General features: G+C 43.2%; 18 protein-coding genes and 4 tRNA genes. 9 read left to right on the top strand and 13 right to left on the bottom strand.

Annotated features, from left to right (window positions below; all coding sequences use genetic code 11):
• Positions 1-24: 24 nt before the first annotated feature.
• Positions 25-1,356 (top strand): anaerobic C4-dicarboxylate transporter, encoded by a 1,332-nt coding sequence (locus tag NL645_RS03245; RefSeq protein ID WP_005394592.1) that lies wholly within the window; start codon positions 25-27, stop codon positions 1,354-1,356.
• Positions 1,357-1,444: 88 nt separating this feature from the next.
• Here the strand turns inward: NL645_RS03245 and NL645_RS03250 are convergent, their stop codons facing one another.
• Complete coding sequence (locus NL645_RS03250) at positions 1,445-1,933, bottom strand: NYN domain-containing protein (RefSeq protein ID WP_167427532.1); 489 nt, start codon at positions 1,931-1,933, stop codon at positions 1,445-1,447.
• A gap of 117 nt (positions 1,934-2,050) precedes the next feature.
• On the opposite strand from NL645_RS03250, the gene NL645_RS03255 reads away from it, so the two are divergent.
• Positions 2,051-2,491: a DUF4174 domain-containing protein gene (locus NL645_RS03255; RefSeq protein WP_253651184.1), complete on the top strand. Its 441-nt coding sequence runs from the start codon at positions 2,051-2,053 to the stop codon at positions 2,489-2,491.
• A gap of 16 nt (positions 2,492-2,507) precedes the next feature.
• Here NL645_RS03255 and cobA read toward each other — a convergent pair whose 3' ends face one another.
• From cobA to nirB, 4 genes are all read right to left on the bottom strand, one after another.
• A complete protein-coding gene (gene cobA / locus NL645_RS03260; protein ID WP_253651185.1) occupies positions 2,508-3,266 on the bottom strand; it encodes a uroporphyrinogen-III C-methyltransferase in 759 nt (252 codons plus the stop codon).
• 173 nt (positions 3,267-3,439) lie between these two features.
• Positions 3,440-4,288: a formate/nitrite transporter family protein gene (locus tag NL645_RS03265; RefSeq protein WP_253651186.1), complete on the bottom strand. Its 849-nt coding sequence runs from the start codon at positions 4,286-4,288 to the stop codon at positions 3,440-3,442.
• Positions 4,289-4,490: 202 nt separating this feature from the next.
• Positions 4,491-4,814, bottom strand: a complete 324-nt coding sequence (gene nirD, locus NL645_RS03270; protein ID WP_253651187.1) for a nitrite reductase small subunit NirD — start codon at positions 4,812-4,814, stop codon at positions 4,491-4,493.
• 13 nt (positions 4,815-4,827) lie between these two features.
• Positions 4,828-7,392, bottom strand: a complete 2,565-nt coding sequence (nirB, locus tag NL645_RS03275) for a nitrite reductase large subunit NirB (RefSeq protein WP_253651188.1) — start codon at positions 7,390-7,392, stop codon at positions 4,828-4,830.
• Positions 7,393-7,921: 529 nt separating this feature from the next.
• Between nirB and rnk the strand changes: the two genes are divergently transcribed.
• The 3 genes from rnk to NL645_RS03290 all read left to right on the top strand — a co-directional run bounded on the left by rnk (position 7,922) and on the right by NL645_RS03290 (position 11,788).
• Positions 7,922-8,329 carry a nucleoside diphosphate kinase regulator gene (gene rnk, locus NL645_RS03280; RefSeq protein WP_253651189.1) on the top strand — a complete coding sequence of 136 codons (408 nt, stop codon included), beginning with the start codon at positions 7,922-7,924 and terminating at the stop codon, positions 8,327-8,329.
• A gap of 238 nt (positions 8,330-8,567) precedes the next feature.
• On the top strand, positions 8,568-9,521 hold the full coding sequence (locus NL645_RS03285; RefSeq protein ID WP_253651422.1) for a sensor domain-containing diguanylate cyclase: 954 nt from the start codon (positions 8,568-8,570) through the stop codon (positions 9,519-9,521).
• 482 nt (positions 9,522-10,003) lie between these two features.
• On the top strand, positions 10,004-11,788 hold the full coding sequence (locus tag NL645_RS03290) for an Ig-like domain-containing protein (protein WP_253651190.1): 1,785 nt from the start codon (positions 10,004-10,006) through the stop codon (positions 11,786-11,788).
• A gap of 63 nt (positions 11,789-11,851) precedes the next feature.
• Here NL645_RS03290 and NL645_RS03295 read toward each other — a convergent pair whose 3' ends face one another.
• Positions 11,852-13,447 carry a hypothetical protein gene (locus NL645_RS03295; RefSeq protein ID WP_046875389.1) on the bottom strand — a complete coding sequence of 532 codons (1,596 nt, stop codon included), beginning with the start codon at positions 13,445-13,447 and terminating at the stop codon, positions 11,852-11,854.
• Between the two features lie 680 nt (positions 13,448-14,127).
• On the opposite strand from NL645_RS03295, the gene NL645_RS03300 reads away from it, so the two are divergent.
• Positions 14,128-15,414, top strand: a complete 1,287-nt coding sequence (locus NL645_RS03300; protein ID WP_041853064.1) for a hypothetical protein — start codon at positions 14,128-14,130, stop codon at positions 15,412-15,414.
• Positions 15,415-15,486: 72 nt separating this feature from the next.
• Here the strand turns inward: NL645_RS03300 and NL645_RS03305 are convergent, their stop codons facing one another.
• The 3 genes from NL645_RS03305 to NL645_RS03315 form a co-directional block, all read right to left on the bottom strand.
• Positions 15,487-17,169, bottom strand: coding sequence for an Ig-like domain-containing protein (locus NL645_RS03305; RefSeq protein ID WP_012842218.1), 1,683 nt, complete (start codon positions 17,167-17,169; stop codon positions 15,487-15,489).
• 981 nt (positions 17,170-18,150) lie between these two features.
• Positions 18,151-18,224: transfer RNA gene (locus tag NL645_RS03310), tRNA-Cys, on the bottom strand.
• Between the two features lie 36 nt (positions 18,225-18,260).
• Positions 18,261-18,347: transfer RNA gene (locus tag NL645_RS03315), tRNA-Leu, on the bottom strand.
• Between the two features lie 301 nt (positions 18,348-18,648).
• Between NL645_RS03315 and NL645_RS03320 the strand changes: the two genes are divergently transcribed.
• Together NL645_RS03320 and NL645_RS03325 are read left to right on the top strand one after the other, a co-directional pair.
• Positions 18,649-19,578 (top strand): CHAD domain-containing protein, encoded by a 930-nt coding sequence (locus NL645_RS03320; RefSeq protein WP_253651191.1) that lies wholly within the window; start codon positions 18,649-18,651, stop codon positions 19,576-19,578.
• Positions 19,579-19,646: 68 nt separating this feature from the next.
• The gene (locus NL645_RS03325) at positions 19,647-20,435 is read left to right on the top strand and encodes a lipase (RefSeq protein WP_253651192.1); all 789 of its coding nucleotides are present in this window, start codon (positions 19,647-19,649) and stop codon (positions 20,433-20,435) included.
• Between the two features lie 74 nt (positions 20,436-20,509).
• Here the strand turns inward: NL645_RS03325 and NL645_RS03330 are convergent, their stop codons facing one another.
• The 4 genes from NL645_RS03330 to NL645_RS03345 form a co-directional block, all read right to left on the bottom strand.
• On the bottom strand, positions 20,510-20,764 hold the full coding sequence (locus tag NL645_RS03330) for a hypothetical protein (protein WP_012842214.1): 255 nt from the start codon (positions 20,762-20,764) through the stop codon (positions 20,510-20,512).
• Between the two features lie 130 nt (positions 20,765-20,894).
• Positions 20,895-22,418, bottom strand: a complete 1,524-nt coding sequence (gene amyS, locus NL645_RS03335) for an alpha-amylase (RefSeq protein WP_253651193.1) — start codon at positions 22,416-22,418, stop codon at positions 20,895-20,897.
• A gap of 308 nt (positions 22,419-22,726) precedes the next feature.
• A tRNA-Cys gene (locus NL645_RS03340) sits at positions 22,727-22,800 on the bottom strand.
• A gap of 37 nt (positions 22,801-22,837) precedes the next feature.
• Positions 22,838-22,924, bottom strand: a tRNA-Leu gene (locus NL645_RS03345).
• 552 nt (positions 22,925-23,476) lie between these two features.
• Between NL645_RS03345 and NL645_RS03350 the strand changes: the two genes are divergently transcribed.
• A complete protein-coding gene (locus NL645_RS03350; RefSeq protein WP_012842212.1) occupies positions 23,477-25,108 on the top strand; it encodes a methyl-accepting chemotaxis protein in 1,632 nt (543 codons plus the stop codon).
• The last annotated feature ends 66 nt before the right edge of the window (positions 25,109-25,174 follow it).

Raw genomic sequence — 25,174 nt, forward strand, 5'->3', positions numbered from 1 at the left:
CCTGTTTTGAATAAGGAAATCCACATGTTGTATCTTGAGTTTCTATTTTTGCTCGTGATGCTGTATATCGGCTCACGTTATGGTGGTATAGGCCTTGGGGTCGTATCTGGTATTGGTTTGGTGATTGAAGTCTTCATCTTTAAGATGCCGCCAACCTCCCCTCCTGTCACCGTTATGTTGATCATCTTAGCAGTGGTAACATGTGCATCCATTCTTGAAGCGGCTGGTGGTTTGAAATACATGCTGCAAGTTGCCGAACGTGTGCTTCGTAAAAACCCAAAACGCGTCACCCTCATCGCTCCTTTTGTTACTTACTTTATGACCTTCTTGCTCGGCACAGGTCACGCGGTTTACTCCATCATGCCAATCATTGGCGACGTTGCACTGAAAAACGGCATTCGTCCGGAACGTCCAATGGCAGCCGCTTCCGTCGCTTCGCAAATCGCGATTACGGCCTCTCCAATTTCAGCGGCAGTCGTTTACTACTTGGCACAACTCTCTGATATTCAGCACGAGATCACTCTGCTTTCTATTCTGCTCGTTACTGTACCTGCAACGCTATTCGGTACGTTGCTGATGTCACTTTACAGCCTAAAACGCGGTAAAGAACTGGAAGACGATGAAGAATACCAAGAGCGTTTAAAAGATCCGGTGTGGCGTGAAAAGATCCTCAACACCACTGCAACGTCTCTTGATGAAGTGCTACCAACAAGTGCTCGTAACTCTGTGTTGCTGTTCATCGCGTCTATCTTGGTTATCGTCGTTATCGCGATGTGGCCGGACATTCGTACCATCGTGGATGGCGCGAAACCAATCAGCATGGCCGTTGTGATTCAAATGATGATGCTCTGCTTCGGCGGTATCATTTTGCTTGCAACCAAAACTGACCCACGTGACGTACCAAACGGCGTAGTATTCAAATCAGGTATGGTGGCTGCCATTGCGATCTTCGGTATCGCCTGGATGTCAGATACTTACTTCCAATACGCAATGCCTCAGTTCAAATCTGGCATCGTTGAGATGGTAACCAACTACCCTTGGACGTTCGCGCTTGCGTTGTTCATTGTATCGGTTGTGGTGAACTCTCAAGCAGCAACGGCTCGTATGATGCTGCCTGTTGGTCTTGGCTTGGGTCTGGATCCTGCACTGCTTATCGGCCTAATGCCTGCGGTATACGGTTACTTCTTTATTCCGAACTACCCTTCAGATATCGCGACAGTGAACTTCGATACGTCAGGTACCACTAAGATTGGTAAGTGGTACTTCAACCACTCATTTATGTCGGTAGGTTTGATTGGTGTGATTGGTGCTTGCTGTCTGGGCTACTTGTTAGGACAAATGATCATTCCTTCATAATTAGCCAAATCAACAATAAATTAGAGGCGAGTCATTGTACGTTAGCGTACAGCCTGAATGACTCGCCTTTTCTTTGTCACGTTAGTGATTACAATAAGAAGTCATCATCAACCGCGACAAAGTTATCGGCACAATCAATCAGAGTTTGGGATGTTAGCTTAGGCACACCATAAACAGTCACCGTTTTATTGAAGCGCTGCTGAATTCGTTCCACCAGCAGACTAAAGTCCCCATCTCCAGAAACGAGAATCACTTCCTCAACTTCAGGGGCAATTTCAATCGCATCAAGAGTAATACCGACATCCCAGTCGCCTTTCGAGCTGCCGTCGCGACGCTGAATGTAGGGTTTAAGCATTACCTCGAACCCAACACCGCGTAAAATGTGATGAAACTGACGCTGTTTTGGATCGTTACTCGCGATGGCATAAGCACGAGCACTCACCACCTCTTTCCCTTGCGTCGCAACATACCAAAACTGGTTGTAATCAAAATTACTGCGATACGCTTCGCGACAGGTGTAATACACATTCTGTACATCAACCAAAATGGCGATCTTTTGTTTTCTTTCCGAATTCATCTTTTCTACGCTTGATTTATTTGCTGCCTACCCTAAGTCAGTTTTGGTAAAAGCACAATGAGCCAATTCCACTAAACTTAACGTATAAACGGTATTTGGGTTTCTAGGGGAACTGTCATGGGCGGAAAGTTACTAGTGATACTACTTTCTTGTATCTTGTCATCGACAGCATTCGGTTATCCAGCACATTCAAAGTACTGGCCGCATCGGAGTGTGCTTTACTTCGCTCCAGAAAACGATGAATACGTTAAACAATTCTTACTAGAAACACTCATGAATGAGTGCGAGTTGGAAGACAGAGATGTGGTCACATTAGTCATTACAGAACAAGGCTATACGTCTCCAGCTTGGCTCAAAGAAGAGTTTGATTTGAAAATGCTTGCCAAGCTGTATGAAATTGAAAAAGGCTCACATACCGCAATTTTACTTGGTAAAGATGGTCAAGAGAAATACCGATGGGGCGCAGAAACAGATTGGCCATTTATCAACAATTTGATTGATCAAATGCCAATGCGTAAGCAAGAAATGCAGAGGCAGCAAAGCCCCTGTAAAATATAGTCACTTCTGGGCAGTGTTACTTTGCGAACCAATCCAACTTGTTGTGAAGTTGAGTCACGCTGCCAACCACAATCAATGCTGGGCTCACGGCTTGCTCTGCCATGATCGATAGCTCGTTCAACTTTCCTTGGAACACGCGCTGCTCTGGGCGCGTACCGTTTTCAATAATGGCGCATGACATCTCAGGATCTAACCCATGAGTGATCAGCTTATCCATAATATGGCCGCTTTGCTTCAACCCCATATAGAACACAAGTGTGTTGTTGGATTGCGCTAGTGAATGCCATTCAATTTCGCGACCGTCTTTTTGCACGTGACCAGTGATAAATTGAACGCTTTGTGCATGGTCGCGGTGTGTTAATGGAATACCAGCATAAGCCGTCGCGCCCGCCGCCGCCGTAATACCCGGAACCACTTCGTATTTGATGCCGTATTCTGCAAGCTCTTCTAACTCTTCACCCCCGCGTCCAAAGATGAAAGAATCACCACCTTTTAGGCGCACAACGCGTTTACCTTCTTGTGCTTTTTGTACCAAGATTTGGTTAATTTGATCTTGAGGTACACAGTGAAAGTCCAATTTTTTGCCTACGTAGATCATCTCCGCTGATGCATGCGCCAGTTCAAGAATGTCTTTCGACACCAATCGGTCATACACCACAACTTCAGCCGCTTGAATCGCTTTCAAACCTTTGACTGTCAGCAAGTCTGGATCGCCCGGCCCCGCACCTACTAGAGAAACAAAGCCGCTGTTTAAAGATGAGTTCGCAGTAGTCATATCAACGCCTATCGAAAATTTGGATATAAAGAGTAACACTCACGTTATTAACTTAAGGTTCAAACTGCTCCAAGGAGTTATTACTTTTTATAGCCAAATCAATACAATATCTATTGAAAGTTAAATGAGTTGAGTAGCCCTACCTACCATAGGTAGGGCCAGATAAAAGCAGTTTATTTTGCGATTGCAGGCTCTGCATTTACTTCTTCTTCAGCATTAATAGAGGGCGCTGTTTTCGCATGAGTTAGGTACAGTGGCAGACAAGTCATTACGAGACCACCAACAATGTTACCTAGAATGGTTGGGATAAGGTTGAAGTTCAACCAAGTCGCGATACCAAAATCCGCACCTAGAATCATACCCAGTGGGAATAGGAACATGTTTACCACGGTGTGCTCGAATACTAGCGCGAAGAAGATGAAGATTGGGAACCACATCATCGCTACACGACCAGATACTGAACGTGCTGTCATGTTGCCGATCACGCCTAGGCACACCATTAAGTTACAGAAGATAGCGCGTACAAAACACGTGATCCATCCGTCCATACCCATGTTTTCGAAACCAAGGCTACGGGCAGTCGATACAGCGACAAACTTCTTCGCTACCGCGTTGAGCTCTAGAGAGAAGTTACCGGTTAGAGAGATTGCCACTAGGTAAGCCACAATTAGAGAACCGATAAGGTTACCCAAGCCTACAAGACCCCAACAACGGAAGATACGACCCCAAGTGATACCAGGACGGTTTGCAAACTTAGCCAAAGGAGCAAGACCAAAAACACCTGTGACAAGGTCGTAACCCATCACACTGAGAATCACAAAACCAACAGGGAAAACAAGTGCGCCCACAAGGCCAATTCCCGTTTGCACCATCGCCGTAATCGCGACAACTACCGCTAACGACAAAATAATGCCGGCCATCGTGCCACGAAGCAGAAGGTCGCGCGTGCTTGTATTGGTTTTTGCTTCACCAACGTTGATCATGGTTTGCACGAATTCAGCAGGTTTAAAGTCTGTAGACATGAATGTGTCCTTATTCAAAATTGAAAGTTAAAAGTTGAAGATTGAATAGAGAAAGGCTTCCCGCTGACATCTACTGCTGTCGACATCATCTCGCTTCCCTGTCCCCCGGAAATGATGCTTGGAAAGCCTTTGTCTATTGAATCTATGAAACGGATACCAAAAGGCGAAGAAACATCCCTCCTCCGCAGAGGAGGGATTAAACTTACGCTTGAATCTCGACTTCGCCGTTTGTCACGCGCGCTTTGTACGCTTTCACGTTAAAACGCTCGTCTTCCATACAAGCACCTGTTGTCAGGTTAAAGCGTTGCTTTTTAAGCGGGCTCGCCACCCAAAGCTCTCCTTGATGCTCACAAATCAAACCGCGAGAAAGCACGTTCGATTGGAAGAACGGGTCGGTGTTGCTGATCGCCAGCACTTCTTCTGCTTGTGTTGGGCGGAATACCGCAACTTGCTGACCATCAACCAGTGCACAAACGCCAGTGCCCGGTACGATGTCGTTGATTTGGCAAATCTTTTCAAATGACATGTTCAACCTTCCCTTATGCTTCAGTGATCGCTACGTGTAAGATGTCGCCTTTCGCTTCAGGATGTTTCTCCGTGAAGGTCGCTGGACGATGCTGTTCGCGCTCTTGAACAAACACAACATTGTCATCGCGCTTGTCAGAGTTGATGAAGTGTGCGAAACGAGTCAGTTGTGATTCGTCATTGATGGTCGCAGTCCACTCACACTCGTACTCATCTACAAGCTTCGCTACGTCTGCTTCTAGTTGAGCGTTAATGCCAAGTTTGTCTTCAACAATCACTTCGCGTAGGTAGTCAACGCCACCTTCCATGTTTTCCATCCAAACGGATGTGCGTTGTAATGGCGCAGCTGTGCGAATGTAGAACATCATGAAGCGATCGATGTACTTGATTAGCGTTTCTTTATCTAGGTCACTTGCTAGTAGGTCTGCGTGACGAGGTTTCATGCCGCCGTTACCACATACGTACATGTTCCACCCTGCGTCAGTCGCGATAATACCAAGGTCCTTACCTTGTGCTTCCGCACACTCACGAGTACAGCCAGAAACACCGAACTTCATCTTATGAGGTGTACGAATACCTTTGTAACGGTTCTCGATGTAAGAACCTAGACCAACAGAATCTTGAACGCCGTAACGACACCACGTTGAGCCAACACAGGTCTTCGCCATACGAAGTGCTTTTGCGTACGCTTGACCTGTTTCGAAACCAGCGTCGATAAGCTTGCGCCAGATCTCTGGAAGATCGTCTTTTTGAGCACCAAACAGACCAATACGTTGAGCACCGGTTACTTTGGTGTATAGGTTGTATTCTGCAGCAACGTTCGCTAGCGCACCCAGTGCTTGAGGTGTTACTTCACCACCCGCCATACGTGGGATAACAGAGTAAGTACCGTCTTTTTGGATGTTACCTAGGAAGTTATCGTTTGTGTCGTGCAGCTTAACCAGTTGTGGCTTAAGGATGTGCTCACCCCAGCAAGAAGCTAAGATAGAGCCTGCCAGTGGTTTACAAACTTCACAGCCGTAACCTTTACCGTATTTCTCTAGAAGCTCATCAAACGTTTTGATCTCTTCAATACGGATTAGGTGGAACAGCTCTTGGCGCGAGTAAGCAAAGTGCTCACACACGTCGTTCTTCACTTCGATACCCGATTTAGCAAGCTCTGCATTTAGAACAGAAGTGACTAGAGGAATGCAGCCACCACAGCCTGTGCCAGCGCCAGTCACTGCTTTGATGTCACCCAATGTGTGGTGACCATCAGCAACCGCTTGAGCGATCTTGCCTTTGGTTACGTCGAAACATGAACAGATCACTGCGCTTTCTGGTAGTGCATCCGCACCGAGTGCTGGTTTCTCACCACCTGCGTGTGCAGGAAGGATCAAGGCATCTGGATGCTCTGGTAGGTCGATTTCGTTCAACATCAGTTGAAGCAGATCGCCGTAGTCAGACGTATCACCCACTAATACCGCACCGAGCAGTTTCTTGTTGTCTTCAGAAACGATAAGACGTTTGTAAACTTCTTGCTCTTCGTTTTGATAAACGTAGCTCTTACAACCTTCAGTGCGACCATTCGCATCACCGATAGAGCCCACTTTCACACCAAGCAGTTTTAGCTTCGCAGACATATCAGCGCCTTCGAATTTGCTTTCTGTGTTACCTAGTAGGTGATCAACCGCAACGGTCGCCATCTTGTAACCAGGAGCAACAAGGCCGTAGAACATTTCATTCCAAGACGCACACTCACCAATCGCGTAGATGTTCTCATCAGAAGTCTGGCAGTGGTCGTTGATGGCAACACCGCCACGAGGGCCAAGTTCTAGCTCCATTTGGCGAGCCAGTTTGTCTTGTGGACGAATACCCGCAGAAAATACGATGAAGTCTGTCTCTAACTCAGTGCCGTCAGCAAAACGCATGACGTTACGAGCATTTTTACCTTCTGCTGCAATCTCTAGCGTGTTTTTGCTGGTATGAACGTTCACGCCCATACGCTCGATCTTTTGACGAAGTTGGTTACCACCAGCAAGGTCAAGTTGCTCAGCCATCAGCTTTGGTGCGAACTCAACAACGTGTGTTTCTACACCCAATGCTTTTAGTGCGCCTGCTGCTTCAAGACCGAGTAGACCACCACCGATAACCACGCCGGATTTACTGTTCTTCGCACACGCTTCGATCGCTTTAAGATCTTCGATAGTACGGTAAACAAAACAGTCTTTGCTTTCATGACCTTTGATAGGCGGGACAAATGGGAATGAGCCTGTAGCAAGAATCAGCTTGTCGTATTGAACTTCACGGCCAGTGCTTGAGTAAACAATGCGGTTTTCACGGTTGATGTTAATCGCGCGTTCGCCGATCAGCATATTAATACCGTGTTTCTCGTAGAAGCCTTCTTTTACTAAAGAAAGTTCATCTGCAGTATGGTGAGAAAAGTAAGAGGAAAGGTGCACACGGTCGTATGCGACACGAGGTTCTTCACAGAAAACGGTAATCTCCATATTAGAGATATCAGCTTTCTCGACTAAGTCTTCAATATAACGGTGCCCTACCATACCGTTACCGATGACTACTAGCTTCAACTTGCTCATTATAATTCCTAAGGGTTAGGTTCTTATCACTGAGCGCATTGTTAATTGTGAAAGAAAATTAATACATGATGTAAATCAATTACAATTTCAAACTACCCTAAAGGGGTAGATGAACGTTTTTATCTTGATATTGAAGAGTAAAAGGTAATTTATTAACGGATGTTGGTAGTTTTTACAAAATGAGATAACCGCAGTCATGCTCACAAAGGGCTATACAGTTTTGGCTTTTACAGAATGGCAATGATTGTCGAGTTAAACCACGCTAACGATAAACCCTGCTTTGTTTAAAAACAAAGCATTCGTTTTAACCTAGCAGTTTCAAGGCTATTAAAGGTGAACAACTGAAGTGACTGAAAGTTTTAGAAAAATCAAGTCTCACAACAAAAATCTTTTACTAGCTAAGTCGCACTATAAAGACTAGAATCTGATTTAGTTCATATGGAATAAAATCCATATGATTGATACCGTAATTGACATATAGAGTGCCGTCCCATGTTTGTGAGGCGGCCTTTTATTTGGGAGTCATAAAATGTCAGAAAACAATTCTATCTACATTTCAAGCTTAGATATGAACCGAATCACGGCTTTGTTGGATAAAATGCCAAACATCGCGGCGGAGCTTGTTGAGCTAGAAGCAGAGCTAGACCGTGCGACGGTTCTTGAGCCAGAACAAATGCCATATAATGTGGTCACGATGAACTCAACTGTAGAGTTTAAATTTGCAGGTGAAGATAGAACCATGACAAAGACACTGGTTTACCCATCTGAGCTGAAAAGCAGTGATGATATTTCCATTTTTGCGCCCGTAGGCAGCGCACTGATCGGTTTGTCTGTTGGTCAAAAACTTGAATGGCCAATGCCAAATAATCAAGTGAAGACAATTGAAATTGTCGATATCACCTACCAGCCTGAGCGTTGTGGTGCACTAAACCGCTAACCCTCAGTAGTCCCGGTGCAAAGGCCTCATTTATGACTTTGCACCAGGAGAGCCCCTCGCTTATCCCCTATTTCCTTCTTTGTTTTTCCAAGCATTTACTTTGCTGCTCTTAAGTAACATCACCGATTCTTTATTATTTACCGCATATTCAATGCTTATATCTCCAAGCTCAATCATAGAAATTGCAAAGTATTTTTCGTATATTGTCGCTCCGAAAACGACGTAAATTATGCGCAAAATGGAAGAATATCTAACTAAAATTGCCTGCTTAGAAAAAGAAAATAAAGAGCTGAAGCGGAAGAATGCGCGACTACAAGAAAAGTTGAATGCTGCACTCGACAGTAATGGACTGTGTTTGTGGGAGCAGCATATTCCTTCAGGTACTTTGACGATATTCAATATGCAGTGGGGCAAAATGCTAGGTTATCAGCCCCATGAGTTAACCGCGACGGTTGAAACGTGGAAAAACAATCTCCACCCTGAAGATTATGATCTTGCGGTGGGTGCATTTGAAGATCACCTAGCTGGCAAAACCGACCTTTATGAGGTAGTTCATCGCATGATTCATAAAGACGGCAGTGATAGTTGGGTCTACGATCGAGGGCGCATCGTCGAGTATGGTTCTGATGGCGAACCACTACGCATGATGGGCACTCATATCGATATTACAAAAGAAAAGCGATATGAGCAGCAACTGGCTAAGTTAGCTTCGAATGATCCATTGACCGGACTGTTAAATAGAAAAGCAATAGAGGAAAACTTTAATCATCAACCTCAAACCAAGCCGTCTCAGCAGTCTGCCTTAGTGTTTGTTGATATAGATAATTTTAAAGCAGTTAACGACCAGCTAGGCCATCATACTGGTGATACTCTCCTCATCAATATCGCCAATAGCTTAACAGAGCTTGCGCCAAGCAAGTCTCAAGTCGGACGCATAGGAGGAGATGAGTTTGTCGTTTTAAGCTCTTATTCAAATCAAGAAGAAATATCTCAACTTTGTGATCGACTCTTAAGTTCCATCATTCCTGCGATAAATCAGGACTTAAATAAAGTAACGATTGGAATGAGCATCGGTGTTTGTCTATTTGATAAAGGAAAACAACAGTTTAATGAAGTTTATCAAAAAGCCGATCATGCAATGTATGAGATAAAGAAAAATGGCAAAAATGGCGTTGCCTATATCCAGATATAATAATTCTCTTGTTTTTTTTGAAATTAATATTTCTTTAATTTGACAATTTTCTCTACGGAATTGATAGCGTCTTATTTTTTAATAAGTCATTTATATAGGAAACAAAAGAAATAAAAAACAATTAAGAGTGTTGCATACTACACGGTGTAATATTATTACTGTCTTTGTGACTGCTTTTGTTGCACACAATATTATTTCTTATTATTTTTATAAAAACCACTAGTAAAAAGTAGTTAAACATTATAATTCATAAACTTATAAAAACCGAAATGCATGGTTGAATTTTAACCACCCCTTCTGCTAATATCTCGCCTCGTGTTTAAAAGTAATAAACACACACAAATATAAAACAAACTTTATAAAACATAATGCACACTTGATAATTACTGGTTCTATTTGGGTAGAGCTCGGTATTTATTTTATTTAAAACATTATGAATTTGTAATTTCATTTAATATCAAAATATTAAGTAGGTATATAAATTGAAGAAGGTCATCCTCCCTCAATTGGGCTTTGTTGCGTCAAATTTACGCTTGCTAGCTCTTGGCTTTGTAACCCTCGTGTCAGCATATTCTTTTTCATCAGAGGTTTATGCTGAGCAAGTGGCTAGTGGTGAACAAAAAACATTAGTTGTACTCGTCAATTTCCAAGAAAACCCTCAAGAGATCCCGATCTCTAAAGAAGACGCCCATCATGTTGTTTTTAATACCGTTAGCGACTTCTATTCGCAAATGTCCCAGGGGCAACTTTGGCTATCTGGTGATGTTGCTGGAACATTCACCTTACCGATATCAAACCAAATTTGCGATGATGATGCTGTAGCAGCGGAAGCCGACAAAATGGCTGAAACTGCGGGATATCAACTATCAAACTATGACCGTTTTATCTACTTAACAACCAAAACTGGATGTGCATCAGAAGGCTCTGGTAGCCAAGGAGTAACTCCCTCTAGAGCGTCAATAAATGCGGTTTTCGAGCCTCGAGTTATCGCCCATGAATTAGGACATAATTTTGGATTGCATCACGCTTCCGCACTCGACTGTAAAGACGGTACGTTAGCTGGTGATTGCCGTGTCATAGAGTACGGTGATAGCTACGATACAATGGGTAACTACGATATGGGTTACTTTAGCGCCTTCCAATTGGAAAACTTAGGGTGGCAGACCTCCCCTGCTCAAATCATTTCTAGTGATGGTGTTTACTCTATTGATGCCTATGAAGACTTTGAAAGTACTTCATCAAAAGTTTTAAAAATCCCAAGAGGTACCGATCTAATTACAGGTCAGCGCCAATGGTTTTACGTTGAATATCGACAAGCTCTTGGCTACGACAGCTTTTTACGTGACCGTTCGTACATCGTATACCGCCAAGATGTGACAGAAGGTGTGGTTGTGCGCCTAGCGACAGACGGTGATCTTAAAAGTAGCCGCTTGCTACACATGAAGCCTGACTCCACTTTCAAACAATTATTTGGGAGTAATGACTGGGAAGACCCTGCTCTTCCGATTGGTGGAACGTTCACCGATCCAAAAACAGGCGTGTCGATTACTTTGGAAAGTGCTAATGGTCAAAACGCACAGGTCAGTGTCATATTTGGTGGTGAATCCGGGCAATGCGTTGCGACATCGCCTCTACTCTCTCTAACCCCACTATCAGGTTCTGATGCTAATGCCGGAGAAACGTTAGCGTATAATCTTAAAGTGACGAACCAGAACAATACAGAATGTGCAGACGCGACTTATACAACGGCTTTAAGCGTTCCTGACGGATGGAATTATGACGCAAGCGCCTTGACGGTTCCTTCCGGCATGAGTGCAGAAACGACGGTCATGGTTACGTCAAACAGCGATGCTCAGCCGAACTCTTACAGCATAACCGTTGACATTATAGATGCTGAAAATGAACAATCAGCCAAAACCGAGCTATCTTACACAGTGTTGTCTGAGTCAACGTCACCACTTGAGGCGGTGAATGATAGCGTAACGATCAGTGATAAATCCGTCGTTCGCATCGAGCAGTTAAATAATGACTCGTTTGAACAATCGACCTCTCTTGCGATTACGGTCGCTAAGCCAAACAAAGGCAGCGCCCGTGTACTGAGCGATGGCTCCATTGAATACACACCATCGAAGAAGTTCAAGAATAATGATTCATTTACTTATACGATCAGTGACGGTCAATCTTCTTCAACCGCGACGATTAGCATCACCTTACAATCGACTTCTGGTGGGAATGGTGGTGGAAACGGTAAAGGGAAACCGAACTAAATCACGAAATTCATATGAAAAAGCCTGGAGAATACTCCAGGCTTTTTATTCAAAAGACGTCAATTAGTTGCTTGGTGCAGGACAAATATCACAGTCTGCAGAAGCTTCATTCGTCGCTTGAGTATTATCGATTTTTAAGAAACCAACCGCTGTCACTGTATCACGGAAAGATTGCGTTTCTGCATTGCTAAATGCCGTTGGGATATAACTACCAGTATAAGACTGACATTGATCCGAAGCGAGTTCGATATTATCTACCACTTTCACGTCATCAGAAGTATCCTCAGGCGTACCTGAGTCATCCACAACAGAAACATTCACTAAAGTAAGTCCAGGCGTTGTGTTACATACCATTCCCGAGAAGCTCACTTCTGCAATGATACCGTTTTCAGTAAGTTTGAAGCCGCTTTCACATGATTTCGTTACACTAATCATTGGAGACAAGCTCAATGACTCACATGGATCACTTGCGGTATCAGTAATGGTCGCTTGACCACCCGGAGTCGCAGCTGCTGTGACTCTTACCGTATTAGTTAGACCGTTATTTGTACTTTCAAAACTGCCGCTGTATGAAGCACTGTCACCTGAAGCAATAGCACCTAAGCTATGTGTAGTACCTGCTTCTAAATCCTCTACAACAACATCGTATAGCGTACCAACACCATCATTAATCACGTCGCCGCTGTATGAGTAAACGTAACCATCTTCTGTATCATTCACGACCGCTTGATTACATGTTTTGGTGATATCAACACTACACAACTCAAAGTCACCAACCACAAAGTCTTTCAACTGAGCGGTAATACTGCTTGATGCTCTTGTTTCGGCTGCAAACGAGCTAAAACAGGTGTCTGTTTGTAGAAGTTCAGTAAGATTTACACCACCTTCAAAGAAGGTTTCTGGAGGGAAGACATTTTCGACACCACTTTTTGGCGTATACGCCCATGGTGCAGGTGAGTCAGTTGTATTGGTTGAAGCACACACATCTTGCGCGCCTGGTGAACACAGTGCATTTGTCTTAACTTTCAAACGTAAGTTTGTCGCAGCACACTGACCATCTTGTGGATTATTGTTATCAGCTTTCGCACAAGTTGTGTCCCATTCAAGAACCAAAATTTCTGGCCCCTCATTTGCCCCTTGCAAATAATTCACCTGAATCAAAAGGTCGCCAGCAATATGTTGACCAGTGAATGTACCGTCTGGGTTTGTACTGACTGAGTCTTGATAAAACCAAAAACCTAAGAAGGCATCACCGCTGTTACCAAAACGGTCTGCACCAAAGGTGAGTACAAGGTCATTATTAATGTTGTATGCCGCTGCATACGCATGAAGAATGTCCCCTTTATCAAGTACCGTACCAGTCTTCCAACCAAGTTCCGGTATGTCTTTGATGTCTTTATTACCACCAGTAAAGATTGTATCCGGTGTTGCCGTGTCATTCTCAAAGCTAAATACTAATGCTCCACCACTGTTTGGCGGCGTTGACCAATCATCTGGAGCACCTACTCCAGAGTCATCTATCGCATTAGCATTTGCTTCTAACTCAAATACGCCATCTGTTGGTGTTGCAAATGCAGAGCTACCTATTAGCAAGCTTGTAAATATTGCATAAAGAAAGCTCTTCATCGTATGCCAGATACCTGACTTACAAGAATTCATAACCTACTCCTTAGAACGCTTCTAAAGCTAGACGAAGGTCCCTATGTCATTAATTGCCTTTTAAGAAAGAGTGAAAGCGAGATACAACTTTCGTTTCGAGCTCCTATAACGCATAGAGCATGCCACTACTTAAGGTTATGATTTTATTAAACTAAATATTTTCAACAGCGAAGAGAATGAACAGAGTGTTCAATTTTAAAGAAAGAGAAAGAAAACAAAAGAGACAAAAAAACCTACGATAACAAAGATATATACGTGTTCTAGGATAATGTTACAGATTGACACTTTATTGTTTACACCTGTGACAGGTGCACAAAAACGACGGTATTGAAACTGTCCACTATGAATATGAAATAGACGCTTACTCACCTGCTCCAACTAATGTGAAGGTGATGTGTAACACCTGTTTGCATAGTGTTACATCCTTTACACATCTAATTGAATACTCATTTAACTAAAACATATTCAGTCGTTTAGCGAATAAGTTTTAGCTCAACCATTTATGAAAATATAAACAAACTGTTCACCCCTCTGTACAAAAATAAAAAATAATCAACAAATACAAAAGGTTAAATATGGAACACTCTATGCTAGTCAACTGGCGCAGTTTAACTCTGTGAGAAAACTATCACGTATGTGGGCTCAAGGACGTAGCGAGCCCACTTACACAAGGAGGTTTTATGAAAACCATATTTAACTCTTGGTGGGGCAATAAGAGTTACCGTTGTTCCACTTTATGTAGCCAGAATATACTTACAGCGATCAATATCAGCAGCATGTTTAAGCTGTTTACTTGGGTCATAGCGGTTAGCTTAGTGCTGAGCTCTCAAATTGTTTACGCATCCGCTGGCGACCCTTCAAGCCGAGGCGTGCAACCAATATTTGTTGAAGGGAATAACACCTGTCAACAATTACTTCCAGGGATCGATGGTTTGATAGAATACAAGCTTGAGCCAGTTACAGACGGCACTTTCGGTGATGGCATGCTTGAAGTGGTTATTGATCAACAACCTGGGGCAAAAACCTTCAGTTGGGATCAAGGTGATAGCCCTGTGATTATGCAAGCTATCTTCGTAAAAGGTGGTCCTGACGGAAACCTATATAACTACTTTACAGATGGATTATTGTATCAAGATGATGCCTTACTACATGCACCTGTGGGTAACAATGGTAGATACTATGGCTTAAGTCATATTTCATTCTGTTACACACCAGGCGTACCAGACATTAAAATCACTAAAACTTGTACATTTGGTGATGTTGTCAATGGTAACACTTTGAAATACAACTATAAACTCACTGTAGAAAACACCGGTGACTTTGCATTGTATGATGTTGTGGCAACAGACACTACAGCCGTTGACAACGATATGGCTGCTGGTGACCATGTGTTCAATTTAGCTATGCTCGCCGTTGGACAAACGCAAGAGTTTAATGGTTCGTTTATTATTGACCAAAACGGTATCACTAACTACGCAGAAGTAAGCGCAGCACTTGAAACTGGTGGTGGTGTTGCGGTTTCTGACAACGCAGATTGGGAATGCCCAAGCCAAAACATCCCTGGTTCATTGTCTCTAGAGAAAGACTGTAGTGTCGTCGTCGTGAATCGATTTGAAGATACTGGTATTAATGAATACGGTCTTCAAGTCAATTACAGTGGTAGTGTATGTAATACCTCCAATGTCACCATTGACGGCATTGTCGTAATCGACAACAAAGACTCGAATCCAATCCAGGTTGGTATGCTTGCGCCTGCTGAGTGTTACGACTTTACTGGTAACTACGAGCCAATCCCAGGAGATGGTGAAGGCCTTCCATTACCGGGTGAAGAAGTCAGAGCGTTTACAGATACTGTGGATGCGAGTGGTGAAACTATCTTCGGTAATGTTGTCGTAGAAGCGATAACAGCGTCTGCAGAATGTACGCTATGTCCAACTTGTCCAGAGCCTGTTAGCTGCCCTGAATAAGGTCTACTTACAACTTAATAAAACAACGCCTGACGTTAACTCGTCAGGCGTTTTCTTTCGAACTATATCGTTCTATTTATTCTTACCTTTCCCATTGTTACCAGAGTTGCCAGAATCTCCACCAGATGAAGACTCTAACTTCACTGAGACCTGAGCGGTCGAGCTGCTTTGACCATCACCTATGGTATAGGTAAAGCTGTCGTTATTTTTGAATTTCTTCTCAGGTGTGTAACGCAGGGTGCCATCTGATAACAGCTCTAGTCGCCCCTTGCTTGGTCTAGTAAAAGAAACCACGCTTGCAGAGTTTTGCTCTCCAACAACATCGTTTGCCATCACATCGATAATCACCGACTGTTTCGAAGACATAGTCACCTGATCATCAACAGCAACGAGCTCTGGTGATGGCGAGATTTCAGTGGTTACAGAGTAATTTACGGATGCTGCGGTTTGCAGACTTGAGTCCTCGCCGTGCGTCACGATCATATTCAAAGCATAGTCTTTATCACTAGCGTCCACCGAAGATACGACTGATATCATTACTTGTCCGGTTTCACCTGCTGCTAGCGTGATTGCATTGCTGCTTGCTTTCCAACCAGTTGGCACTGACGCGTTTACAGAAAAACTGCTCGCAGAACAATCTGCACTATCTTTGTTAGTAATAGTGACCTGATATTGAACCTCATCGCCGGCTGCAACCGAGTTGTTTGTTGCAGCTTTCGCAGTTACTGATGGAGCATTAACAGTACAAGTCCCGATATTACCGTTGTCAGAGCCGTCAAAGACAACGCTTACTTCGGCGATGCCGTTCGCTGCACTCACCAAACTCAATGTTACACCTGAGTCTGGGTCAGTATAGCTACCACCGACCGGCATAGATGGGTCAAACCAGTCATTTCGGCCAAAAACCGCACGATATTCAGAATCAGTTTTAAAGTGAAGCAGATTACTGCTGCGCCCATCGCCTTCTACAGCGCTTCGAATGATGATGCCATCCGTAACGTCCCCACGATAGAACGAGTAAGAACGAGCATCTAAAAAGTCGTCAAACCCAATAGACTGGCGGTATTCAATGTAAAACCATTTTTTTGCACCTGTAGAAGGATCAGTACCACGAGGTACTTTTATCGTAACTGGCTGATCACTAGTCGTCTCGTAATTCGCGATGGAGTAAGTACCATTTTGAGTAACTTCCAGTGTCTTTGAAGCGTGCTCTCCCTCTAGCCATCCTAGTCGCTCGCGCTGGAAAGTATTCAAATAGCCGATGTCTGGACCACCCATTACATCATAGGTATCACCGTATTCACGCAACGTACAGTTGTCTGAAAGCGTATGTTCGCCACAATCAAGTGCACGAGAGTGATGCAAACCAAAGTTATGTCCAAGCTCATGAGCGATATTCATCGGAGAAAAATCACCATTGATGTGCGCGCGTGAAGGCATGCCATCAATAGTTGCCGATCCAGCGACACCACATGCCGTTTTTGTCATCAAGTAAACAATACGATCGTACTCTTCAAGCTTCACTCCCGCAGCGATGGCTTCTTGATCCGCTGCATCTTGAACAGCGGTAAAATCACAAACCTGATTAGACAACGGTAGATTAAACCAACCCACGACTTTCCCAGACAGCCACATTTGATCAAAAGAGCTTTCACGGTAGAAGTCATTCACTGTGCCAAAGATTAGATTATTTGCCTCTGACAAAGTTAATGGCTGCTCATTTGGGTTTTCTTTGAAGTTCAGCAGGATAACCAATGTATTTTGCTGTCCCGTCGTACTTCCTGCTGCACTGGCGTAATGGATGCTCTGTAAACAAGCGAATATTACTAATAAAAATGACAACCCTTTATTTAGGATTGTTCTATTTATTTTAATATTTTTTATCACTGCTTCACCTAATTTTAAATTAATAACTAGTTCACCTTCCCGCCAATATAAGCAGAAATGGTAGGGTAAAATAATATAAATTTTAGGCAATAAAATGCCCTAGCCTATAAAGCCAAATATGTTCCTATATACATCAACATGGTTATAAAAGGATAACCACCAAAAATATAAGAGCCGGAATCATAGCAAAGCAACCGGTCAAAATTCAACCAGAGCGATAAGTAATTTAGGTTAAGTTTGTGTAATAATAAATTTGTCCATTTTTGTCAGTTACTTAAAATAACCTTATGATTGTTTTATATGAACAAACTTTGTATTCAACAATGACTTTAATAAATCACTTGCACTACAGCCAATTTAAATCATTAAAAATCAAAAAAGTAGAAATTGAACTAAAACAACCTCAATTTCATCGCATGAAATTATAACCTTTAAATTCATTAACTTAATAACGAGTCATTCGAATAATATACCTCAACAACTCTTGAGTAATATTATCCATCTTTAATTGTTAAATTTACGTTAAATTAAAGTGGTGAAAAGTTTTTTGCTCACCTAGTTTTATACTCGATTAAAAGACAGACTGAGCGATACAGTGCAATATCAACTAAAGACATATAGAGAAACAAGCAGGATATATGCGCAACTTTATTTTCAGTATTGAACTAAAATCACATGACAATATGACGCTATAGATAGCAATTCAGGAAAACCAGTTAAAGGGTGATTAGCTGATAATTGAGGTTGGTATTTGTACAAAAATTAATTATTCAATAAAAAATGTGTATTAGAATAGTTTGACAATACCAGATAGTAAAAAACCGGCACTAGGCCGGTTTTTAGAAATAGTGGAGGCGCCTCCCGGAGTCGAACCGAGGTCCACGGATTTGCAATCCGCTGCATAGCCACTCTGCCAAGGCGCCTTTCTGATTTTGTATCTCTGTCACCAAAGATTTTGATGGTGCCCCGGGCCGGACTTGAACCGGCACAGCGCGAACGCCGAGGGATTTTAAATCCCTTGTGTCTACCAATTCCACCACCAGGGCAACGCAATCATGCGATGGGTTAGACACCATCTGTCTCAGCGGCCTTTGCCGTGAGAACGAGGCGTACTTTAACGGATTAATTTATCTGGTCAACAAAAAATTAGTCTTTTTTATTCAAATGGTTAAAAAGCCAACTCAAACGAACAAAGGGCGATCATTTTGCTCACAAGAACATCAGCTTGTGTTGCTCTCGTTTACTTTGCTTCATCACTTCATATCAACGAGGAATCGACAAGTCGCACAAATTGACAGTATGGGTATAAACTTAACTCGTACCGCAGGGGATAAATAAGCGCTCATCATGTTTCGAAAGTCATCATTTCAATTACCGCTACACACTGATTCCGAACTCGACTTCGTAGTACCCCACTTCTTACTTACTGAATTTGATTATGCACGCTCTCTGGAACAGGGGATCGTCCATGACTTGGGTCCTGAATATACACACCAATATCGCGTCACACTGAGGCGCATACGCTCACTATGCTTGCTACTTCGCGAATTGATACCTCCTTTTGAACAGCGTATTTTGAAACCTCATTTAAAAATAATGATGAAGAAAACAAATAAGCTGCGTGATTTGGACGTATTTATCTTGGACAAAAGCCAATACATTGAAATGCTCCCAAACCACAAACCCTCTCTTGAGCAGCTTTTTGGCTTTATAGAATCCGAACGTGCTTACGAACAGACAAAAGTTGCGCGTTGGCTAGCGACACAAGAATACACTATGCACTGCACTTTGGTCAGGAATAGTCTGCTGCGAAGTACACAACACGAACGAGTGGATAACAACGTACCTGCGTTACTCTTCGCAAGCCAAAAAGTCTCCGAACAATTTAAAAAGGTCGACAAAGCACGGCGCAAGATCTCGGACAAAAGTTGTGACAACGTGATTCACTCGATGAGGATAAAGTGCAAAGCGCTGCGTTATTTGTTAGAAGGGTTTTCCGCACTCTACCCTTCCCCACAGCACAAAAACAACGTGAAACAATTAAAACTATTACAAGACAAGCTCGGTGATTTTAACGACACTTCAAGTCAAATTGAATTTTTCACACCGCTCAAAGAGGCAGTAAACCTCAATAAAAAAAATCGTAAGACCCTGAAAAAGCTGCTTAACGTGCTTAGTGAACATCACGATATCTCGCGCCAGACCATCTTAACGCACTTAGACCAATTTGAGGCTTTCATCCACGATACCAACACACAATGCCTCTACCAGCACTAACCTAGGTTCACGTATTTTTAATATTCATTAATTACAGTCAGTCGTTAGGCTCCATAAAGAAAGATAACGTGAAACCATTAAAACGATACCAATATGAGCGCTATGCCGTACTCTGTAATCTCGCCTATCCTCGCGTCTTCAGACAAACTCAATACGGATTCGATCCTAATGGGCAACGAGTCATTAGAAATGAACACGGTAAGATTATGATTCGTGTGCTCTGGAGTAAAAAACAGAGTGAAGTGGTCGTAGTGATTAAAGGCTCACACAGTATCAGTGATTGGTTGTTAAACTTCGCGATGTGGACGAGAAGCTGTCGAAGGTTGGGACTGAATTACCGCATTCACGCGGGTTTCTATCATCTTCTGTTTCAAGAAAGTTTACCGAGCCGAAATGAAGATCGGTTGGGGTTGACCGTGATCGAGCGCCTCGAAGGTATCGTTGTACCGCTCATTCTTAGGGGAAAAAGAATCACCATTACTGGTCACTCTTCAGGTGGCGCGATTGGCAGTGTTTTTGCCGACTATATTGAGAAAAAATACCCAAAGAGCATTAAACGCGTTGTGACTTTCGGTCAGCCCGCGGTTGGAGATTGGACCTTCAAAAAACGCTACCGTTTGGGGCACAAAACTTACCGGATTTGTTGCGATATCGACATCGTGACATTTATGCCGCCAGTGCCTTTTCTCTATTGGCATGTAGGCAAAATGTTATGGTTGTATAACGGGAGAATATACGAGAATACGCCAACGTTCATTCGACTTGGCTGTTCTCTATTTAGTTGGTTGATGCGACCATTCTCTTATCACTTTATGAGTAAATACATCCGCGATAAAGACTTCTTTGACGAACGCTGAGCTAAGTACCCTAAAACTATGATGTACAGGCACTAAAAAACCGGACTTAGCCGGCTTTACGTTTTTGTGGTGAATTACAGAGAGGCAATTTCTTTTTCAAGTTGATATTTGCTATCTGTGACTATGCGCTCTAACACTTCAACGCGTCGCTTCAAGTCACCAATTTGCTTGTTAAGGTTATCTTGTTCTTCTTGGCTCATCGTATTACGTTCAGATATTTCCAAGGCTCTTACTTCTTTACGATGATTCAAGATTAACTTAATTATCCCGCCCCCAAATATGGCACCGAACACAATAGCCACAACCAATACATCAGCAATAGATTCCATTCTTCATCTTCCTCTAGATAATGCTCAAATATAAGTTACTCATTTGTTATGTGAATATCAAATAACGTATTGATTCACTGCAAAGTTTCATCAAAATTTGCCTGTTCTGTATCAAAATCACAAGAATGGATTACTCAACGCTAACCCAAACCGAGACAGATCCACCATTTACAGGGAACTCAGCCCACCCGTTCGCATCTGTCCAAATGTCTTCAGTTCGGATGCCCAACTTGTCGACATAGCGTGTACTTGGCTTGCCCGTATACATCCACTTCGAGCCACCTGGTCCATCGCTCATGATCACTGCCATTGAATGTGGATGTTCTGCATCGCCCTCGCGAGTCCAGCCAATTACATCCCAATGGTCGAGATAAGAATGTTGTTTGCCATACGCATGGTCTTTACGCAGTGTTACGAGCTCTTCGATGTAAGGCACTTTGACCATATTGATGTCATGCCCTTTATCACTGTACTGCGCGCCGTAGTAATCTGCATAAAACACAGATGGATAACCTTCTTCACGCAATAAGATAAACGCGTAAGCGAGCGGCTTAAACCACCAATCGACCGTCGACTCCAACGCCTGCAAAGGTTGAGTATCATGGTTTTCTACTAAGGTTACCGCTTTGACTGGATTGTCCTTCATCAGCGTACCATCCATGATTTTACGCATATCGTAACTACCACCCAATTTAGACGCATTGTAGAAGTTCATATGTAGCGGTGCGTCGAACAGAGACATGCTGCCAGAAGTTTTGGTGATAAAGTTATGCAGCTGATTCACATCGTAGTTCCAGTACTCTCCGACCGTGAAGAGTTCTTTCCCTGTTTTCCAACGTAGGTGATCAATCCATTCTTGAAGATATTGGTATTTGATGTGCTTCACCGCATCCATTCTAAAACCATCAACACCAGTCATGTTGATGTACCACTCACCCCAATCTTTCAGTTCTTGTTTAACTTCAGGATGATCCATGTCTAAGTCAGCATACATAAGGTAGTCGTAATTCCCCTTTTCAGAACTGACTTCCCAATCCCATGCCTTACCTTCACCTTTGAACTTAAAGATGGCTTTTTCTTTACCTGCATCGTCCCAGTCCACGCCATCAAAATGGTACCAAGTCCAATGGAAGTTAGAGTACTTGTCGTTGCGTCCAGGGAAATCAAACTCCACCCACGCTTCAATCCATTTATCGCCAAGTTCAATGTTGCGGTTGTTCCAATCTACCCGCTTAGTATCAACCCAAGATTTTCCATCCGCACCACCACGGTGGTTAAACACCACGTCACCATAAACCTGGATATTGTTGTTGTGAGCGGCATTGATAGCGCTAAGATACTGATCTTTCGTGCCGTATTTGGTGCGCACTGATCCTTTTTGATCAAACTCTCCCAAGTCGTACATGTCATAAACGCCGTAGCCGACATCATTACTGCCACCCGCTCCTTTGTATGCAGGTGGTAGCCAGAGCGCTGTGAATCCGTTTTCTGCTAGCGTTGGAGCGTTATTTTCCACTTGAGTCCACAGTGTGCCATCGTTAGGCACATACCAATGGAAATACTGCATCATTGTGCCATTCCCAGCAGCCAATGCAGATGAACTTAGCAACAAGGTTAAAGGTAAAATAGTGCGTTTTAATTTAAATGTTTTCATTATTTTTCTCTCACGTTAAGGACTAAAATCCTCCTTTCTGCTCATACACACCAAGCATTGCCAACGGTCACGCTAGCCAAGTTGCTGCCTGTGATACAAAAAGTTCGGATTACAATCGAAGAGAAATTAGCACCAATCACCCTATACAATTATTGAGTTATTTAACATTTATAAAATCAATGACTAGCGCATTGAAAATATTGAATGGTGATCAAAACATGGGAGGAATTTAGAGAAGCGTGAACGAGTATAGAATGATGGATTTAAAACGAAGAAAGCCAGTCATTTAAGACTGGCTTTCGAAATAGTGGAGGCGCCTCCCGGAGTCGAACCGAGGTCCACGGATTTGCAATCCGCTGCATAGCCACTCTGCCAAGGCGCCTTTCTGATTTTTATATCTCTGTTACCAAAGATTTTGATGGTGCCCCGGGCCGGACTTGAACCGGCACAGCGCGAACGCCGAGGGATTTTAAATCCCTTGTGTCTACCAATTCCACCACCAGGGCAACGCAATCATGCGATGGGTTAGACACCATCTGTCTCAGCGACCTTTGCCGTGAGAACGAGGCGTACTTTAACGGATTAATTTATCTGGTCAACAATAAATTTTATCTTTTTGATTTAAGTGCTTAAAAAGCGACCCAGACGGTACAATTGGCATTCAATTAGGCCAAGAAACACTCGTTAGCTTTCATCAACTCTAAGTCACACACATGTTGATGCCCGTAACGGCTTAGCTTGTAAACGCCTGACTAACGCGGATCGTAGTCACCACTCTCTTCAGCTCTGTAACATCTGTAACAATTGGAGCCCCTACTCTTGGCACTGTTTCACACGAAATATCATATTTTGTTACCGATAACTTTGCATCGAATGTGGTCGTACCTTTATAAAATCATTGACATTTTTTATTTTCAAAAAAAGCTCAATTCATTATCGAAAATATCAATAAATAATGATAGCTTACACTCGTTGCAGTAATTTAATGGACATATATCACATATAAGGACGTGGTTTACTTTGGCGACACACCATAAGAAAAACAAGGTATATCACTAATGTCTATCAAGAATCTTTCTATAGCGAAAAAGATATCGCTATCGTTTTTACTCATTGCCATCGTCAACATTGCGTTTGGCGTATTTTTATCTACAGAGCTCAAAAGCATTAAATCTGAGCTTTTAAACTATACCGATGATACGCTTCCTGCTATGGAAAGAGTAGATTCGATCCGAGATCACTTGTCTCGCTGGCGCCGTGCTCAGTTTGCGACATACACTTATGAAGACGCAGACCAAATCAGAAACAAAATTGCCAGCAACATTCGCGAACGTGAAAAGATCAGCAAAGAGCTCGATTCTTACGGTGAAACGATTTGGCCTGGTGAAGAGCAACAAACTTACCAGCGCCTTATGCGTCAGTGGAAAAAGTACTTGGTCACTATGGATCAGTACAACGAAGCGATGCTAGCCAACGACAAAAGCAAGGCCCACCCTATTTTGGCGAACTCTTTACCTGCTTTCGAAGCGGTTGACTCTGAGCTCGGTGAACTGATCCGTCTACTTAAAAATGCTATGGACAGTAACAAAACTCATATTCTTTCTTCTGTAAATGGATTGAGTAACTCGTCAATTGCAAGCAACGTGATTATTCTGCTTATCATGGTAGGCATGACGTACGTGCTGACACGCCTTATTTGTGGCCCACTAAAACTTGTTGTCGAGCAAGCAAATGCCATCGCAACAGGTGACCTATCAAACGACATCGATCGTAAAGCCATCGGCAATGACGAGCTAGGTGAGCTGGCAGATGCGACCACTAAGATGCAAGATGACTTGCGCCAAGTTATCGACAACGTGATTGCTGCGGTCACACAGTTAAGCAGTGCAGTAGAAGAGATGAATCAAATCTCCGACATTTCTGCATCTGGTATGAAGGATCAACAACTGCAAATTACACACATTGCTACGGCAATGACAGAAATGAAAGCAGCAGTAGCCGATGTTGCACGTAATACTGAAGATTCAGCGAACCAAGCTAACGAAGCAAACCGTCGTACACAACACGGTGTTCGTGAAACGCAAGGCATGGTTGACGCGATTCATGAAGTTTCAAACGTAATTGGTGCTGCGGGCGATACTGTGGCAGAGCTTGAACAGCAATCGAATAAAATTAACGTTATTGTTGATGTTATCCGTGACATTGCCGATCAAACCAACCTACTTGCGCTTAATGCAGCCATTGAAGCTGCGCGTGCTGGTGAGTCTGGTCGCGGTTTTGCCGTGGTTGCGGACGAGGTTCGAACGCTTGCAGGCCGTACGCAAGATTCAACCAGCGAAATTACGTCGATCATTGAACAGCTACAATCGCTTGCAAAAGACGCGAAATCTGCGACAGAACTTTCTAGAACCAGTATCTCAGAATGTGCAGAGCAAGGCATTCAATCAAAACAGCTGATGAGCGACATTGAACACTCGATTTCTGATATCTCAGACATGGGCACCCAAATCGCCACGGCTTGTAACCAGCAAGACTCTGTTGCAGAAGAGCTTAACCGCAGCATTGAAAACATACACTTGGCATCTCAAGAAGTATCACAGGGCTCAGAGCAAACCGCACAGGCTTGTCGTGAGCTAAGCCAGCTGTCAATTTCTCTTAAAGATGTAATGAGCCGCTTTAAACTGAGTTAAACTCAGTGGATACCTTAGTTGATATTGAATCAACCTCGATTTGCACAAATTGAGTGCAATCACTGA

It is taken from the genome of Vibrio sp. Y51_MX_L26 (assembly GCF_024181935.1).
Lineage (GTDB): Bacteria > Pseudomonadota > Gammaproteobacteria > Enterobacterales > Vibrionaceae > Vibrio > Vibrio diabolicus.